This window comes from Methanomicrobium sp. (genome assembly GCF_055145805.1).
Map to the genome: position 1 here is coordinate 16,184 of NZ_JBSREC010000089.1, position 16,512 is coordinate 32,695.

16 protein-coding genes are annotated in these 16,512 nt (G+C 42.4%); 13 read left to right on the top strand and 3 right to left on the bottom strand.

All coding sequences use genetic code 11. From position 1 onward, the window contains the following. Positions 1–178 precede the first annotated feature (178 nt). The 4 genes from ACTB1O_RS08195 (at position 179) to ACTB1O_RS08210 (ending at position 4,698) form a co-directional block, all read left to right on the top strand. Entirely contained in the window at positions 179–1,675 is a 1,497-nt protein-coding gene (locus tag ACTB1O_RS08195; RefSeq protein WP_462994649.1) for a DUF2193 family protein, read from the top strand. Positions 1,676–1,712: 37 nt separating this feature from the next. After that, entirely contained in the window at positions 1,713–1,922 is a 210-nt protein-coding gene (locus tag ACTB1O_RS08200; protein WP_462994650.1) for a DUF2180 family protein, read from the top strand. Between the two features lie 5 nt (positions 1,923–1,927). Further along, positions 1,928–2,674 (top strand): MIP/aquaporin family protein, encoded by a 747-nt coding sequence (locus tag ACTB1O_RS08205; protein WP_462994651.1) that lies wholly within the window; start codon positions 1,928–1,930, stop codon positions 2,672–2,674. Positions 2,675–2,958: 284 nt separating this feature from the next. Next, positions 2,959–4,698 (top strand): SLC13 family permease, encoded by a 1,740-nt coding sequence (locus tag ACTB1O_RS08210; RefSeq protein WP_462994652.1) that lies wholly within the window; start codon positions 2,959–2,961, stop codon positions 4,696–4,698. A gap of 35 nt (positions 4,699–4,733) precedes the next feature. Here the strand turns inward: ACTB1O_RS08210 and ACTB1O_RS08215 are convergent, their stop codons facing one another. Then, positions 4,734–5,138 carry a hypothetical protein gene (locus ACTB1O_RS08215; RefSeq protein ID WP_462994653.1) on the bottom strand — a complete coding sequence of 135 codons (405 nt, stop codon included), beginning with the start codon at positions 5,136–5,138 and terminating at the stop codon, positions 4,734–4,736. Between the two features lie 263 nt (positions 5,139–5,401). Between ACTB1O_RS08215 and ACTB1O_RS08220 the strand changes: the two genes are divergently transcribed. After that, positions 5,402–6,403 carry a phosphoribulokinase gene (locus ACTB1O_RS08220; protein ID WP_462994654.1) on the top strand — a complete coding sequence of 334 codons (1,002 nt, stop codon included), beginning with the start codon at positions 5,402–5,404 and terminating at the stop codon, positions 6,401–6,403. A 102-nt stretch (positions 6,404–6,505) separates the two neighbouring features. Here ACTB1O_RS08220 and ACTB1O_RS08225 read toward each other — a convergent pair whose 3' ends face one another. Further along, positions 6,506–6,664, bottom strand: a complete 159-nt coding sequence (locus ACTB1O_RS08225; protein ID WP_462994655.1) for a hypothetical protein — start codon at positions 6,662–6,664, stop codon at positions 6,506–6,508. 167 nt (positions 6,665–6,831) lie between these two features. Between ACTB1O_RS08225 and ACTB1O_RS08230 the strand changes: the two genes are divergently transcribed. The 8 genes from ACTB1O_RS08230 (at position 6,832) to glmS (ending at position 15,456) form a co-directional block, all read left to right on the top strand. Further along, the gene (locus tag ACTB1O_RS08230) at positions 6,832–7,563 is read left to right on the top strand and encodes an ABC transporter ATP-binding protein (protein WP_462994656.1); all 732 of its coding nucleotides are present in this window, start codon (positions 6,832–6,834) and stop codon (positions 7,561–7,563) included. Further along, positions 7,548–8,663 carry a SufD family Fe-S cluster assembly protein gene (locus tag ACTB1O_RS08235; protein WP_462994657.1) on the top strand — a complete coding sequence of 372 codons (1,116 nt, stop codon included), beginning with the start codon at positions 7,548–7,550 and terminating at the stop codon, positions 8,661–8,663. Before ACTB1O_RS08230 ends, ACTB1O_RS08235 begins: the two co-directional genes overlap by 16 nt. 24 nt (positions 8,664–8,687) lie before the next feature. Continuing rightward, positions 8,688–9,290 (top strand): cyclase family protein, encoded by a 603-nt coding sequence (locus tag ACTB1O_RS08240; protein WP_462994658.1) that lies wholly within the window; start codon positions 8,688–8,690, stop codon positions 9,288–9,290. Between the two features lie 51 nt (positions 9,291–9,341). Then, the gene (locus ACTB1O_RS08245) at positions 9,342–9,950 is read left to right on the top strand and encodes a hypothetical protein (RefSeq protein WP_462994659.1); all 609 of its coding nucleotides are present in this window, start codon (positions 9,342–9,344) and stop codon (positions 9,948–9,950) included. Positions 9,951–10,066: 116 nt separating this feature from the next. After that, on the top strand, positions 10,067–11,332 hold the full coding sequence (locus ACTB1O_RS08250; protein ID WP_462994660.1) for a phosphopentomutase/phosphoglucosamine mutase: 1,266 nt from the start codon (positions 10,067–10,069) through the stop codon (positions 11,330–11,332). 13 nt (positions 11,333–11,345) lie between these two features. Next, positions 11,346–12,548, top strand: a complete 1,203-nt coding sequence (glmU, locus tag ACTB1O_RS08255; RefSeq protein ID WP_462994661.1) for a bifunctional sugar-1-phosphate nucleotidylyltransferase/acetyltransferase — start codon at positions 11,346–11,348, stop codon at positions 12,546–12,548. Positions 12,549–12,556: 8 nt separating this feature from the next. Then, on the top strand, positions 12,557–13,708 hold the full coding sequence (locus ACTB1O_RS08260) for a sugar phosphate nucleotidyltransferase (protein WP_462994662.1): 1,152 nt from the start codon (positions 12,557–12,559) through the stop codon (positions 13,706–13,708). 8 nt (positions 13,709–13,716) lie between these two features. Beyond that, complete coding sequence (glmS, locus tag ACTB1O_RS08265) at positions 13,717–15,456, top strand: glutamine--fructose-6-phosphate transaminase (isomerizing) (protein ID WP_462994663.1); 1,740 nt, start codon at positions 13,717–13,719, stop codon at positions 15,454–15,456. 8 nt (positions 15,457–15,464) lie between these two features. Here the strand turns inward: glmS and ACTB1O_RS08270 are convergent. Beyond that, a partial coding sequence (locus ACTB1O_RS08270; protein WP_462994664.1) for a GHMP family kinase ATP-binding protein occupies positions 15,465–16,512 on the bottom strand: 1,048 nt, incomplete at its 5' end.

A 16,512-nucleotide genomic window follows, 5' to 3' on the forward strand; every position in this document is an offset into this window, starting at 1 on the left:
GGTCGCGCAGAATATTTGTTAAATAATTATTAATGATATGCAACACCTGCCGGCAATTCCAAAAAAAACAAGCTTTTTTAGCCTTTAAATCGGATAAAAATCCGATTATTTTATGACCGTCCATAAAATATAAGTAGTATCGGGTAATATTGTGCAACGTCTATAGGGGGTATTACCTATGTCAATATATCAGAAGATGATAGATGAAGCAATGGGGGCGCAGCGTGCTGATGTCTCCATCCTCCAGAAAAAGAGAGGAACTGATTTCAAGGTAAAGGATGGACAACCGTATGTAGATGCGGTTAACAAGATGAAGGCCGGGGAAGGTCAGTGCAAGGCTGTATTTGATCTCCACACAACATCTGTAAATGCACATTTTAACATACTGACATCCTTAACAGACTACATAAGACCTGAAGACGACCCGTTCGTCGAACACTATCAGACGCCTGTAATTCTCGAAATTCTCTACGATGAGGACCCGGCATTCAAGAAGAGTGTCGATAAGTTTGTCGAACAGATTGGGAAATGCGAGGCTCTTGTAGGTCTTGAATCCGCCCGCAGATATGCGGGATTCTACGGACCCACATGTGTTGTGGACTTTGCCATGATTCCGGGCAGCACAAGCAACATAGTAAACCAGATTCTTACAAAAACAGACATCCCGGCGGATCACAAAAAGACTATTCTCGCTGCAAAATCCTGGGGAATGAACACATCCTATGGTGCAGGAGATGTATTTGCCCATGATATTGAAAAGGGAGAGACCCTAAAAGCAGCAGTTGACAATGAGGTAAAAGAGTTAAAACACATCTACGAACACCCTGTTGCCGGACAGGCTGATCTTATGGATGCTCATGGTCACAACTCGTTTGACGTAAGAAAATACATGGCCGAATACAGGAAAAAGATGGAGCCTGTTGTAAAGGCTGCAATTGCAGACGGCGTTCACCTGGCAAATGTTGTTACTATTCCTGCATACTGTGTTGGAGATATTGCGCATCACATAGCTCAGTCCACATACAATATGTGCAAGGACGACATGGTTATGGGCATAATTGAGGCTGTATCTGAGGTTATGGAAAATTCCCTGCGCCAGAATGTATCAAAGTTCAACAGTGTATATCAGGTGCTTGCAGTTGCAACAGGTTCAACTGCCGCTGCTGCCGAATACATCCTTGAACTTGACGGATTTAACGGCCCGACAGTTGTTGATTTACTGACAAGAAGGTACCACAACTTTGTGCAGCTCTACCCGACAAGAGGGGCTGCTGCTGAACTTCACAACTGTGATTTCATGGATATGGTATACCGCGGATGGGGCATCATGGACAGGGCAAGAAAGATCAAAAACGGTTCCGGCAATGCGATGAAGCCGAACGTCAGCGGACTTCCGATTGATCTGACTCCTGTTATGAAGCATGATGTCATACAAAACCCGCAGCGCTATGTCTATCCTGCATGTGCAATTACAGTCCGGTTTGCTGCCATGATGAGTCTTGCAGACTACCCGTGCCTCTTAACCTCGGAGCCTGTAACTGCGACAATGATGACAAATGTCATTGCTCTTGACAAGAAGACTGCAGCAGCACCTGTTCGTGCATGCAAAAACTGTGCTTCGGCATCATTAGTGGACTTCCGCCACGAGTACTGCCAGTACAGGGAAGCTGTCTGAGAAGACAACACAATTATTTTTTTAGGGGGTTTTTGAATTGAAATGTTACGTCTGTGCTCAGGAAGGGCATGATACGGATGCGGTTGCAATCTGCATCGTCTGTGGTATGGGGCTTTGTATGAAACACGCAATCAGGGAAGAGCAGGACATATGGGAAGGGGGTTATCCGTTCCCTGCCAAGAAGGTGTCAAAGACACTGCCGAGAATTCTCTGTCCTGCCTGCTCTGAAGCAGTAAAGAAGGGCTGATTTAAATGGCATCACTAGGAAAAAGATTTACAGCCGAGGCAATCGGCACAATGCTCCTTGTGTACTTCGGTGCCGGTGCCGCGGCGATGACTCTTATGCTGGTTGAAGGAGAAGAATCTCCAAATATCTTCAATATAGGCATTGGTCTTTTAGGCGGTCTCGGCGACTGGCTCGCAATCGGCCTTGCTTTTGGAATTACTGTTATGGCGGTTATCTACACCTTTGGAAGGGTATCGGGAGCACACATAAATCCGGCAGTATCAATTGCTTTGTGGGCGAAAGGACTCTTTCCTGCAAAGGATATGGTCGCATATGTAATCGCACAGCTCATCGGGGCACTTTTGGGCAGCATTCTGTTTGCACTGTCTGTCGGTCCCGAAGCGATTGCTGTCGGCGGCCTGGGTGCAACTGCTCCTTTTGGCGGCATAACCATCTGGGAAGCTCTCATTGCAGAGATAATCGGAACCTTCCTTCTTATGATGGTCATCATGGGTGTGGCAGTCGATGAGAAAGCACCACCAGGATTTGCGGGTCTTGCAATCGGACTTACCGTCGCCGGAATCATCACTACAATCGGCAACATCTCCGGTGCGTCAATAAATCCTGCCCGTTCTTTTGGTCCGATGGTGGCGGATTTTCTGCTTGGAGGGCCAAATGTGATTCCTGTGTACTGGATTTATGTTGTAGGTCCTATAATCGGTGCCGTTTTTGCTGCATTCCTTTATATCTGGATTGTTGGCGACGGTGACTGATTCTCTGCCATCATTCTTTTTTTAATTTATTATCATAATGTCTCTATTCTCTCTGATAAGAAAAAGTTCTTCCATTTAATGGTGATTTAAATGCAACTGACTGGTGAATTCTGTAAAAAAGTGTTTAACTTACTATAAAACTGAAAAAATAGTGCTAATCTGTCTGGATGTGAAAAAAGACAAAATTTAAACAAAAATAATTTAAAAAAGTTATAAATATTTAGAATTTAAGGTGTGTGTAATATACGGAAATACAGGTTATCCTTATAATAGCAATACTTCTGGTGGCGATCGGTCTTTTTGCAACAGAGAAGATAAGAACAGATGCAATCGCAATAATAATTTTAATAACTCTTGCGATTACGGGACTTGTAACTCCTGTGGAGGCATTTTCAGGTTTTTCAAGTGAGGCTGTCATTGCAACGGTTTCTGTCATGGTAATCTCTTACGGGATTACAAGAACAGGAGTTATGGTCAGGATAAGCCACATTATAATGAATATTGCCGGTCGTGAAGAGAAGAGAATTGTTGCGACAGTCTCTCTTTTTGAAGGTGTAATCTCGGCATTTATGCAGAATGTGGGTGCAGCCGCACTTTTTTTACCAGCTCTTATGAGAATTTCAAAGGTCTCTGAAATTCCGTCGAAAAAACTTCTTCTCCCGATTGGATATGCAGCAATAATAGGGGGAACAGTTACAATGATCGGTTCGACTACTCTCATAATCGTCAATGACTTTCTTATAAAAGGCGGATATCAGCCATATTCTTTATTTGATGTAACACCTGTCGGGGCTGTACTCGTAATATCCGGTGTCCTGTACTTCTTCTTTTTTGGAGATCGCATCCTTCCAAAAGGCAGGGATGAATATCCCGGCACCCAGAAGGAGATAATTGACTCCTGGCACCTGACATCCACCGTATTTTATCTGAGGGTTGTGGGGACAAGCAGCCTTCCCGGGATGACAAGGGAGGATGCAAGACTGATGAGTGATTTTAACCTTCATCTAATAGCACTCTCTGAAGGAAGTGAGGTCCTGTACGCTCCGTGGATACATACAAGATTTGTTGACGGTCAGGTTCTGGCAGTTTTAGGCAGAAAAGAGGATGCTGAAAGTTTCTCTGAGAAATTTGGTCTTCCATTTGTCACAGGTGATGTGCTCTCTGAATCAATGAGCAATGATATAGTGGGATTTGCCGAGGTTATAATACGGCCTAAAAGCAGTGCCATAGACAAAAGTATTCAGGATATAAACTTCAGGAAGAAGTACAGCCTTGAGCCTCTTATTCTCTTAAGCGGACCTGAAGAGGAGCAGATTGAATTTCCAAAAAAACCGCTTCATGCCGGAGATACAATTGTTGTGCATGGCAGGTGGAGCAGAATACGTAATCTTTCGCAGGATCCTGATTTTTTAATTACAACACATATAGAAGGTGAAACCTACAGGGAGTCAAAGGTGAAAACTGCACTTGCATGTTTTGCCCTTTCTATAATTCTTACGTTTACAGGGCTTTCCATTGCTCTTTCCTTCATGATTGGTGCAGTTTGTATGATCTTTTCAGGCGTCATTTCGCTTGATGAGGCGTACAAATCTGTTGAATGGCGGGTAATTGTTCTAATAGGCGGAATTATGCCTCTTGGTTTTGCCATGTCAAATACAGGTGCTGCTGAGTTTATCTCGGATAATCTTATCGGAGCATGGGCAGGCGATCTCCTGCTCATGCTTCTTGCGGCAGGAATAATTATGACTATATTTTCAGTTTCAATGTCAAATATCGCCGCAACTGTCGTGCTCATCCCTATACTGATGTCAATTGCGCAGGCATCCGGAAACGATCCAAGGCCGCTTGCTCTTCTTGGTGGAATATGTGCTTCGAATTCGTTTCTGCTGCCGACACACCAGGTTAATGCACTTATAAAAAATCCTGGCGGATATAAAAATTCGGACTTTTTAAGGGCCGGTTTTGGAATGACTGCGATATTTCTTCTGATATCTGTCTTTATGATATACTTTTTATTCTGTTAAAAAAAGGTCGTGCAAAAAAAGTTTTGGAGATAAAATCAGAGCCCGAATTCAGAGATGTCCAGAACAAATCCTTTGATCTCTGTCTCTTCAGCTTCTTTTATTACCTGCTCATCATCAGTATCTGATTCTCTGAAGAATGCAATGATCTCTTTAAATGCTTTATTGCATGTGTCACATTCGCAGAATTCAAGAACCATTTCACCCTTAAAAAGAAGACTGTATGCAAACATTCTGTCTGTAAAATTCATTCTTTCAAGTATGCAGGGGGATATTTTTTCAGGTACAAATGCCTGTTTATCTTCCTTTTCTTCCGGTTTGCCGTCTGCTTTGGTATTTGAATGGGGATAAAAACTTTCCCCGCAACTCCAGCACTTTTCCATATAAGGAGTACTTCTTTTGCCGCATTTTGGACATATCTGGTACTCCGGAAGCTCTTCCATAACAGGAACATATGTAATTTAAGTATAATCTAATGTATGTTTTGAAAATTTGAAATTTTTACAATATATATAATTATTCTGTTTCATTCGACAATTTTGAAATCATTTTTAGGAACAAGAAGTTCAAATTTTGCACCTTTTTCGGGAATGCCCGTTTCTGTTATGTTAATCTCTTATATTTTAAAGGCAGAAATAAATCTGAAGTATAGTTAATTAATCAAAGTCCGCCGGGGATGTATTCAGATAAGATTTAAGGAGTATAAATGAATTATAACAGAAATTTCAGAGATGTAATCTCTGATTCGCCATGTATATTTCTAATAGGCGTTGCAGGTGATTCCGGTTCAGGTAAAACAACCTTTACGGGTTATATCCGAAAAATATTTGGTGAAGAGCTTGTTTCAACAATTTCTCTTGATGACTATCACACACTCGGGCGGGATGAGAGGAAAAAGAAAAATATTACTCCTCTCTCTTTAGAGGCAAATGATCTAGGACTTCTTGAAGAGCATGTTGCTCTTCTGAAAAGTGGCAGTAGTATACAAAAACCTGTTTATAATCACGAAACCGGAAATATTGACTCCCCTGTAAATTTTGCTCCGTCAAAAATAATTATTCTTGAAGGGCTCCACACATTTTCAACGCCCCGTCTCAGGGAACTTATAGATTTCACATTGTTTGTAAATCCTGAGACTTCTGTAAAATATGAATGGAAGATAAAACGGGATGTTATTGACAGAGGATATAAAAAAGGGGATGTTATTGCTGAATTAAATGCAAGAAGTGCTGATTACAAAAAATATGTTGAACCGCAGACATATTATGCAAATGCGGTCATTGACATTTCAGATTCTTTGTATGGAAAAAGAGTTCAGAATGCAAGAAATGTATATAATGTAACTCTGTATCAGGAAAAACTTGACAGAACTGTAAAAAATATCAACCTGAATTTTAATATTTTTGCCATAAATTCAATGGCTGACAAAAATTTCAGCTTTGGATTTGAGCAGACGAAAAAATACGGGCGTAAAATGGGAGCACTTTCACTGGACGGGGAATTTCAGTTTGATGTTGTCAGATCACTTGAAAAGGGTATAGAAGATCAGATAAAAATACCTCCTCTTTCATTATTTTCCGACAAAAAATATGTCAATGCATCTGATATGGTTCAGCTTCTTTTGTCATGGAGAATAATAAACAAAAGAATATCGGTGGAAGATGAGAGGGAAGACTCACAACATTGTAATAATTTAGAATATTTCTGATATGTGTATCTATAATTCCTGCTGTTATTCTTATCAGCATCTTTTTTTTGTATTCTCTTGCGCGGTATTTATTCCGTGTTTAAATCCGTAATAATCCCTTTTTTAACAGATAATCATAATCTCGCTGTTTTTCTTTCCCTGATAAAGATTTTTTTCTGCTGCCTTTCCTGAGTAAAAAATCTCCTTTGAAAACTGACTTCTCCTTATAATCTGCCTCTCACCCGCTGCTCTTTCTGCAATGTTCTGGAATGTATCTGACATAATTTTCGAATCTGGCACACACATATAATGCAGTAATCCGTGTGGTGTGAAAGTGTATTTTAAATAAGTAATTCAGCAAAAATCATGCCGGCAGAATCCGACATCACTATAACCAAATATGATCAAAAATGTAGACATCAGGAAAATATAAGGGGTGTATAAATAATATGCTTAAAGTTGAAGATCTTCATGTTGAAGTGGAGGGAAAAGAAGTCCTCCATGATGTGAATCTGAATATAGAGGAAGGAGAGACGCATGTTCTTATGGGCCCTAACGGTTCCGGAAAGACCACTCTTCTCCGTTCCATAATGGGTTTTTCCGGTTATAAAATAACCAATGGGAGTATTATTTTCAAGGGCCGTGATGTTACTGACGTTCCTCTTTATGAGAGGGCAAGATATGGCATGGGGATGATGTTTCAGCGTCCCCCTACAATATCCGGTCTCAAACTTGGAAAACTCTTAACGGCTGTTTCAGGAAGCAGGCCTGAAAATATCGGGAAGTTTGCATCGCAGATGAATATGGCAGACTTTCTTGAGAGGGATGTAAACGCCGGTTTTTCAGGCGGTGAGATCAAAAGAAGCGAGGTCTTACAACTTTCGATTCAGAATCCGGATTTTGTCATGCTTGACGAACCTGAAAGTGGTGTGGATCTTGAAAACATATCATTAATCGGGAAGTCTATTGCACAGCTTGTGGAAAAAGACAGGCATATTGTGGATCGTCACAAATCCGGGCTTATTATAACACATACCGGATACATACTTGATTACATCGAGGCAGATGCCGGACACATGCTCTGCGACGGCGAGATAAAGTGTCACGGCAACCCGCGTGAGATTTTAAAGTTAATACAGGAAAAAGGATATATGGAGTGCATAAGATGCCAGAAGATTTGATTACTTCAATATCCGCAGAGGATAAAGAACGTCTTGAGATGTCAGGTATTGAGATCGATGAGGAGAACAGATCAGGCAGTTTTATTCAGACAGATCAGCATATCCACCACTCTGCGTCAAAGATTGAAGGCATAGAGATGCTTCCAATTGATATTGCGCTTAAAAAATATGACTGGCTTGAAGATAAAGTCTGGAATCTTGTAAAGCGTGACAAGGACGAATACACGCAGTTTGTTTCCGACAGGGAGGATGCAGAAGGTCCCCGCGGGTTTGTGGTCATTGCAAGAAAGGGGAGCAAAAATATCTTTCCGCTTCAGTCCTGTCTTTTCATGCAGAATGCCGAGATACAGACTGTTCACAATATAATAATTGCAGAGGAGGGTGCCGAGCTTCATCTGATAACCGGGTGTACAAGCAGTCTCGGAAGGGAAAAGGGAACCCATTACGGCATAACCGAGATATATGTCGGAAAAGATGCACTTGTCAGCAATACCATGATTCACACCTGGGGGGAGAACATCAGGGTCCTTCCAAGGAGTGCAACTGTTGTTGAAGAGAACGGAACATTCCTCTCAAACTATGTAAGCATGAATCCGGTCGGCTATGTTCAGATGTATCCTGTTGCAGACCTCATTGGAAAAAATGCGGTTGCAAGGTTTAACTCAATGGTTGTCGCCCAAAAAGGTTCGGAGCTTGATATGGGCCAGCGGGCAATATTAAATGCCGAAGGTGCAAGTGCCGAGCTGATATCCCGCCTAATTACAACAGGCGGAGAGGCAGTATCACGTTCTCATATAATCGGTGCTGCGCCGGGTACTAAAGGTCATATTGAATGTAAAGGCCTTATATTAAAGGACGGGACTATCCATGCCGTTCCCGAGATTGAAGGGCGTCTTACAAATACAGAGCTCTCACATGAAGCAGCTGTCGGAAAGATTGCAAGAGATGAGATAGAGTATTTAATGGCAAGAGGTCTTGATGAGGAAGAGGCAACGGCTACAATCATCCGCGGTTTCCTGGATGTCAGAATAAAAGGCCTTCCGGAATCTCTCCAGAAAAAGATTGATGCGGCGATTGATGCAGCTGAGTCAGGTTTTTAAATATTACACACTTCTTTTTATTACATGGCCTTCTACGACATCACCCGTGAATTATCCGAAAAAACGATAATTTATCCTGGTGATCCTGAAATTGAGATAAAAACCCTTGATTTTCAGGGATGCAGGGTTTCTGAGGTGAAATTTTCAACTCACAGCGGGACTCATATTGATGCCCCTTCACATTATCTGAAGTCTGCAATGACGGTCGATAAGATTCCTCCCGGGGTCTTGATGGGGGAAGCAAGGGTTATTGATCTGACTTCTTTAGAGGGCTCAATAGGAAGATATGATTTCAAAGGAAAACTTCTGGGTTCTAAAAGGATTATTTTAAAGACTGCATACTCGGGGACGAAGACTTTTGAGGAGAACTATCCTCACTTAACAGCGGAGGCTGCGAATTACTTAAAAGATCAGGGTGTCTTTCTTCTTGGAATCGATTCGCCGTCTATAGAGTCTTTTTCAGGCGATGGAAGTGTGCACAAAATTCTTCTGGAGAACAATACTGTAATCATTGAGCTCCTGGATCTCTCACTTGTAAATGAGGGTCTCTACAAAATCATTGCCCTTCCTCTCAGGCTGAAGGGTCTTGACGGCTCTCCTGCGAGGGTGATACTCTCAGAAATATAAAAAATTCATGAAATGAATGTTTCATATAATAACTGATATGATGGTGAGAAAATGAGCATAATAACTGACGCTGTAAAAAAACTGGAGGATAAAATCTCGGGAAGCGGCTGTGATCACGGGACTGTTTCCCTGAAAAAAACTCCTGAATGCAAAACCTGTCCTTTTGTAGAAGGTGAATGTATTACAGTTGAATACGGTGGGAAAAACTGTGAGCTGGCAACTTCTCATCCTCTTGAGGTTGCAACAAAGATCTCGTTTATGTATGGAAAGTCCCTGAATACGCCTGTTCAGAGGACTGCGGCATGTGCGATAATAAATGTCCTTTCAAATTTCATGTGTTTTATGAGAATTGCAAGAGCATGCGATGAAAGTTCACATGCTGACTGCTTAAATGAACTAAAAAACGAGATCGGCGAAAGCAAAGTCTATCTTAACGGGAATCTCCCCGGGCTTTTTAAAAAAATAGAAGGAAGTGTTGTTGACACCCCGGATGATGCGGATATAATAATTGTATCAGGTGACGGTCTTTTTGATGATGAAAAACTTGCAATAACTGAGAAGTACAGAGAGATTAAAAGGCTTATTTTTACAGGTCCTGCGACAGCAGGAGTCTGCCTGTTGGAAAATCTTGAACACTGGTGCCCTTATGGAAAAAGATAATTCCGCTTTTAAAATCCGGAATCTTTAGCCGAATCTTCTTTTAAACTGACTGATTTTCCGGTTAGAGAAATAGTTTTTACCAATTTATATCTTCTATTAAACAGAAAAGATTTAACATGCTTTTTGGTTCATCAGGAATCAGACGTAAATTCAATAAGGATCTTCTTTCTATCTCTCTGGATATCGGCCTTGTGGTGGCAGAGCCTGACAGGAAAATAGTTGTTGGACGGGATGCAAGAACAACCGGTAAGATACTTCAGAACGCCTTTATGGCAGGTTGCCTTTATTCGGGCGCCTATGTATGCGACGGTGGTATTGCTCCTACTCCCACAGTTGCATACGCTGCAAAAAAAAGGGATGCCGGATGCTGCATCACTGCATCGCATAATCCTGAAGAGTACAACGGATTAAAGCTGATAAATCCCGATGGTTCTGCATTTACAAAAAAGCAGCAGAGTGAGATTGAGAAATCACTATCCGTCAGCAGAGATGCAGACTGGAAATCTCAGGGCGAAATCAGAACAGAGGATATAATCACCCCTCACATGGATGCAATTTTAGATTCAGTCTCAATATGCCGTGAGATAAAAATGGTTCTGGACTGTGGCGGAGGTGCCGGGAGTATGATAACCCCTAAGCTTTTAAAATCAGCCGGAGTTTTAACACGTTGCATAAACTGCAACGTAAACGGTAGATTCCCGAGACCTTCAGAGCCTCTTGAGACAAATCTCCCCTATATCAGAAATATGGTAATAAAGACCGGTTCTGAGGGTGCTGTCATTCATGATGGTGATGCCGACCGTTTTATGGCGTTTGATGATAAGGGCCGCTACATCGGGGGGGATCATATGCTGATGCTCTTCTCTGAATATACAGGGGCAAAGAAAGTCGTAACGACATCTGATGCATCAATGGCAATTGAGGAGATTGCAGAAGTTCACAGAACGCCTGTTGGGGACTCATATGTTTCTGAAGAGCTGCTTTCCTGGGGTGATTTTGGCGGAGAGCCTTCAGGCAGCTGGTTATTCCCAAAACACTCTCTGTGCCCTGACGGGATATATGCCGCAGCTCTTTTCTGCAGTATCGCAGCCGAAAATAAAGTATCAGGTCTGATTGATGAGATGCCGGATTATCCGATTTTAAGACGCTCATATATGTGCAAAAATGCGAAAGAGGTTTTAAAAATTCTCGGTGCCAAAATTCCGACAGATGGCATAAGAATTGAAGATGAAGATGGATGGTGTCTGATAAGGGCAAGCGGCACTGAACCCAAGGTGAGAATTACAGCTGAAGGAAAGACAAAAGAGGCTGCTAAACAGATGGAGGGGAAGGGGTATAATCTTCTTAAATTAGCAGGGAAAAAATATAAACAATCAGAATAGAGGTCTTTTAACAATGGAATGTGTTATTTTAGCCGCAGGGGAAGGGAAGAGGATGAGGCCTCTAACAGCATCAAAACCCAAAGTGATGCTTCCTGTGGCAAACAGGCCCATGCTTGAACATCTTATCCTTGCAGTCCGTGATACCGGGACTCTTGATTTTGTTTTTGTTGTGGGTTATCATGAACAGGAGATAAGAGATCATTTCGGTGACGGCTCAAAATTTGGAATAAGAATAAAATATACAACACAGAGACGTCAGATGGGTACAGCCGATGCACTTCTGGCAGCAGAAGGTCTTGTAACCGGCAGATTCCTCCTTTTAAACGGGGATATGATACTGAAAAATGAAGATATAAAAAATTTCAGCTCGCAGACGGCACCATGTGTCGGGACATTTGAGAGCAGTCATCCCGAGGATTTCGGGGTTATAACATCTGAAGGAAATATTGTTACAGGTCTTTTGGAAAAGTCAAAAAACCCTCCGGGAAATATCATAAATGCCGGAATATATCTGTTTGATGCGGAGATATTTGAAATAATAAAAGGTCTTTCCCTTTCCGAAAGAGGAGAATATGAGCTTACCGATGCTCTTTTAGGTTACATTTCAGAAAGGAGACTTTCATCATGTCTTCTCTCTTCATGGTGTGATATTGGAGAGCCGTGGAATCTTCTGGATGCAAACGAGTCTCTGATGCAGTTTTTTTCAGATGACATATCCGGCACAGTTGAGGAAGGTATCTTTATTAAAGGGCCTCTTGTTCTGGGGAAAGGAAGCATCATAAAATCAGGGACATATATCGAAGGCCCCTGTATGATAGGGGACAATTGTGTTGTCGGCCCGCATGCATATATCAGAGGCTGCACTGCAATCGGTGACGGATGCCATATCGGTCATTCTGTTGAGATAAAAAATTCAGTTGTGTTCAGTGATACGAAAATACCGCATTTCAATTATGTGGGCGACAGCGTTATAGGCTCGGGATGCAACTTCGGTGCCGGAACAAAGATTGCAAATCTCCGTCATGACAGAAAGAATGTGAAAGTCTCCGGAAGGGACACAAAGAGGCGGAAATTCGGTGCGGTTGTAGGTGATTGTGTGCAGCTTGGCATAAACTGTTCTGTGAACACCGGAACTATAATTGGAAGCGGGGTCGCAGCAGCGCCCGGTTCATATATTGAGGGGAATGTAGATGATGATGCAAAGATTGGAAGGTGAAATTTAATATGCAGGCAGTTATTCTTGCAGGCGGCGAGGGGTACAGGCTAAGGCCTCTTACAAGGAGTCAGCCAAAAGTGATGATTCCTGTGGCAAACCGGCCAATAATTGACTACGTTATTGAATCACTTGTGGAAAACGGGATTCGCGATATAATTGTGGTTGCCGGATACAGGCGCGAGCAGCTGATACGATATCTAAACGGACTAGATATTGATATTAAGGTTGCCGTTCAGAAAAAGCAGCTTGGTGCTGCCGATGCATTAAGAAGTGCGGGGAATCTTATTACTGGCGATTTTCTTCTCCTTCCCGGTGATAATTACATCGATTCCGAGTCAGTATCACGGATTAAATGTGAGAAAAATGCGATGCTTGTTGCAAAGCACCCCTATCCTTCCAATTACGGGGTTGTGGATATAGATGGCGGCTTTGTAAAAGGGATAGTCGAAAAACCTGATGTATCGGGAGATATGACTGTCAGTACAGGAATATTTTCTCTCACCAGAGACTTTTTTGACTACCCTGTTCAGTGCCAGATTCCTGATATAATTGTTCTGATGGCAAAAAGGGGACTTAAAATAAAGGCAATCCCTGCGTCCGGATGGCATGATGCTGTTTACCCCTGGGATCTTTTAATGATGAATAAACTGACGCTGGAATCAGTTGAAAATTATGTTTCAGGTGAAATCAGCCGCAACAGTGTTGTTTCAGGCAGGGTTTCAGTTGGCAGGGGGACTGTTATCAGTCCGTTTGCTGTTATCAAAGGCCCTGTTGTAATCGGGCAGGACTCATATGTCGGTCCTCACACGTGCATAATGCCGGGGACATCTGTTGGTTCAAGGGTTAAAATCGAGCCGTTCTCATATCTGGAAAATTCTCTTATTATGGATGATGTCACAATTGGTTCACATTCCAGAATTAAGGATTCGGTAATTGGTGAAGGTGCAAATATTGCTGATCATACTTCCACAGTTTCGGGAAGATATCTTATTGAGTCCGAAGGAGGTGTTGTGAAAGGGAATTTTGGTGCTGTAATAGGCGAAGGAACCTGCTCTGCTCCCTATACCGTATATAAACACTGTGTGGTCGGGAACATGTCCTCAATTGAGGAGGGCAGGGTAATAGAGGGTAATCTGCCCGATAATACAATTGTCAGATAAGTGATACAATGTGTGGAATTGTCGGTTATATCGGAAGGCGGAATGCAGCACCTGTTGTTGTTGAGGGTTTAAAGAGACTTGAGTACCGTGGTTATGACTCATTTGGTATTGCAACAGCAGATAACTGTGTGAATATTACAAAAAAGCAGGGAAGAATATCCGAGTCCGGAAAAGACGTATCCCTGCTCTCCGGCAAAACCGGGATAGGTCATACCAGGTGGGCAACTCACGGTGTTCCAAATGACATCAATGCCCATCCCCATACTGACTGCAGTGGTAATATTGCAATTGTTCACAACGGAATTATAGAAAATTATGTTGATCTCAGACGTTCTCTTACAAAAGAAGGGCATATATTCAGGTCGGATACTGACAGTGAGGTAATTGCCCATCTTATTGAGAAATATTACAAAGGGGATTTATTGGATGCAGTCTTTTCTGCCGTTTCTCATCTGAAAGGAGCTTATGCATTTCTTGCAGTCTGCGGCAGTGAAAACCGGATAATTGCGGCCAGAAACCAAAGCCCCCTTGTACTGGGGGAGGGTGACGGCGAGATGTTTGCATCGTCTGATATGACGCCTGTTTTGGAATACACCCAGAAGATAGTATTTTTGGAAGACGGCGATGTTGCAGATTTAAGGGACCTTGGTGTCACTATCTATAACGATCAGAAAATTGTCAAAAGACTTCCCGAGCTTGTCGAATGGGATTTTGAATCAGCGAAGAAAGGCGGTTTTGATCATTTCATGCAAAAGGAGATATTCGAGCAGCCTGATGTCTTCTTCAACAGTTTTAACTCTGAAATTGATGAAAATGCAGTTTTGAAACTTAAAAATGCCTCCCTTATTACCGTTGTTGCATGCGGGTCTTCGTATCATGCCGGAATGATATTCCGCTATATGATGGAGAAATACTGCAAAATTCCGGTAAGGGTTGAGATTGCCTCGGAATTTTTAAATTTCACTCCCTGCCGTGACTCTGTAATGATTGCGGTTACACAGTCGGGAGAGACTGCGGACACACTTGCGGCTTTAAAGTCTGCAAAATCTGATGACTGCACAACTTTTGCTATAACAAATGTATTGGGAAGCTCGGTTACAAGGATAGCTGAAAATGTGCTCTATACCCGGGCAGGTCCCGAGATCAGTGTTGCGGCTACAAAATCTTTTATTGCGCAGGTTGCTGTTTTATTAAGGATAGTCTCCCTTCTGTGCGAGGATAGTCCTGAGGATGATTTTTTTGGCATACATCCTGTCATGGAAGAGGCACTACTTTTTGATGCCGAACCTGCGGCCCGGATTTGCAAGGATGCAAACAGCCTTTTCTTTATCGGAAGAGGTGTATTCTATCCGGTATCTCTGGAGGGTGCACTGAAGATGAAGGAGATAACATATATTCATGCCGAAGGCTACCCTGCAGGAGAGTTAAAGCACGGGCCTTTCTCTCTTCTTTCTGAAGATACGCCGGTAATAGCGGTGTGCACCGCAGATGAATCATATCCTGTGATGATGTCTAATATAAAAGAGATCAAGGCAAGGGGGGCGCCTGTAATAGGAATCGGTTCGGCAGGAGACATTGATCTTGAAGAGATCTGTGATCTGTATATTCCGCTCCCCAAATCATCCCGGATATGTGAGATAATAACGGCGACTGTTATTCTTCAGCTCCTTGCATACAAAACTGCTGTCCTTCTGGGAAGGGATATTGACAAGCCGAGAAATCTTGCAAAAAGCGTGACCGTAATTTAAAAAAAGGTTCAGGAGATAAACCTGATACCTGTGTTGTCAACTTTTGTCTCCAGTGCAATCTCAAGACCTGCATCTTTTATTATTCCCAAAACCTCTTTTCTTTCTTTTCCGGTTATTACTGCAATTGAAGGGCCGACCGAGCTCATCCCGACAAATTCAAGACCTGCAGCTTTTAATTTACCCATATAGTAATAGATCTCAAATGAGTTGTGCTCAACTTCGGCCCGTTTTGAGCCCCTGAAATCTATCTCCCATATGATGTCGCCTGCTCTTTTTAAGTCGTTATTATGCAGTGCAGGAATTAAGTCCATTAAAACCATGTATGCCTTGAGCTCTCTGTCCCTGTAATCAAGAGTTCTCGCCCTGTTCATCAGAAGTTTAAACTCTTCATCTCCTGCAGCGTTTGCCTCGGTCGGGGGAATTATGATATAAACATTTTTTTCTTCCGCAAAACTGTGGTGATGAACTAGTGTCAGTTCATCGCCCATTATGGCCATTCCCCCGTAGGTTGCCGCAGCAGGCCCGACTCCTGTTTCAAATCCGCCGATGATCCCTCCGTCTGTTGTCTCTTCAACGTAATTATGTCCTATAAGGAGCCTTATTTCTTCAAAAGACAGGGGACTTCCCAAAGCTTTGTTCATGGCATGTCCTACTGCAAGCATGACAGACCCTGTTGATCCAAAGCCGACATGCTTTTTTTCATGGTCTCTGACACAGATTTTAAACCCGCCGGAATATCCTGTAACCTTTCTGAAAACTTCTGTAAAATGCTTTATGATAGGCTCTCTTGAAAAGTCAATCTCGGTTTTAGAACCAGTGCATTCAACAACTGCGGTTGTATAAATCTGAATTGCAAAACCTATTCCGCCTCCTCCGGGTCTGTCAGGTGAAAAACGGTTCATGTCAAGAACTGTCAGGTGTATTCTTGCCGGAACTTTTACCTCTACCGGGTTTTTATCCGGTTTTAGACTGAAATTTTTCTTATCGATACCAAGGGTATGGATATTCTCACCAACACTGAACGGTGAAAATTCATACTCAACAAGATCCAGGTCT

Excerpts from the sequence above, each read along its gene's own strand:
- ACTB1O_RS08195 (WP_462994649.1), top strand. The coding sequence starts at position 179 with ATGTCAATATATCAGAAGATGATAGATGAAGCAATGGGGGCGCAGCGT.
- ACTB1O_RS08205 (WP_462994651.1), top strand. The coding sequence starts at position 1,928 with ATGGCATCACTAGGAAAAAGATTTACAGCCGAGGCAATCGGCACAATG.
- ACTB1O_RS08215 (WP_462994653.1), bottom strand. The coding sequence starts at position 5,138 with ATGGAAGAGCTTCCGGAGTACCAGATATGTCCAAAATGCGGCAAAAGA.
- ACTB1O_RS08220 (WP_462994654.1), top strand. The coding sequence starts at position 5,402 with ATGAATTATAACAGAAATTTCAGAGATGTAATCTCTGATTCGCCATGT.
- ACTB1O_RS08225 (WP_462994655.1), bottom strand. The coding sequence starts at position 6,664 with ATGTCAGATACATTCCAGAACATTGCAGAAAGAGCAGCGGGTGAGAGG.
- ACTB1O_RS08230 (WP_462994656.1), top strand. The coding sequence starts at position 6,832 with ATGCTTAAAGTTGAAGATCTTCATGTTGAAGTGGAGGGAAAAGAAGTC.
- ACTB1O_RS08235 (WP_462994657.1), top strand. The coding sequence starts at position 7,548 with ATGCCAGAAGATTTGATTACTTCAATATCCGCAGAGGATAAAGAACGT.
- ACTB1O_RS08240 (WP_462994658.1), top strand. The coding sequence starts at position 8,688 with ATGGCCTTCTACGACATCACCCGTGAATTATCCGAAAAAACGATAATT.
- ACTB1O_RS08245 (WP_462994659.1), top strand. The coding sequence starts at position 9,342 with ATGAGCATAATAACTGACGCTGTAAAAAAACTGGAGGATAAAATCTCG.
- ACTB1O_RS08250 (WP_462994660.1), top strand. The coding sequence starts at position 10,067 with ATGCTTTTTGGTTCATCAGGAATCAGACGTAAATTCAATAAGGATCTT.
- glmU (WP_462994661.1), top strand. The coding sequence starts at position 11,346 with ATGGAATGTGTTATTTTAGCCGCAGGGGAAGGGAAGAGGATGAGGCCT.
- ACTB1O_RS08260 (WP_462994662.1), top strand. The coding sequence starts at position 12,557 with ATGCAGGCAGTTATTCTTGCAGGCGGCGAGGGGTACAGGCTAAGGCCT.
- glmS (WP_462994663.1), top strand. The coding sequence starts at position 13,717 with ATGTGTGGAATTGTCGGTTATATCGGAAGGCGGAATGCAGCACCTGTT.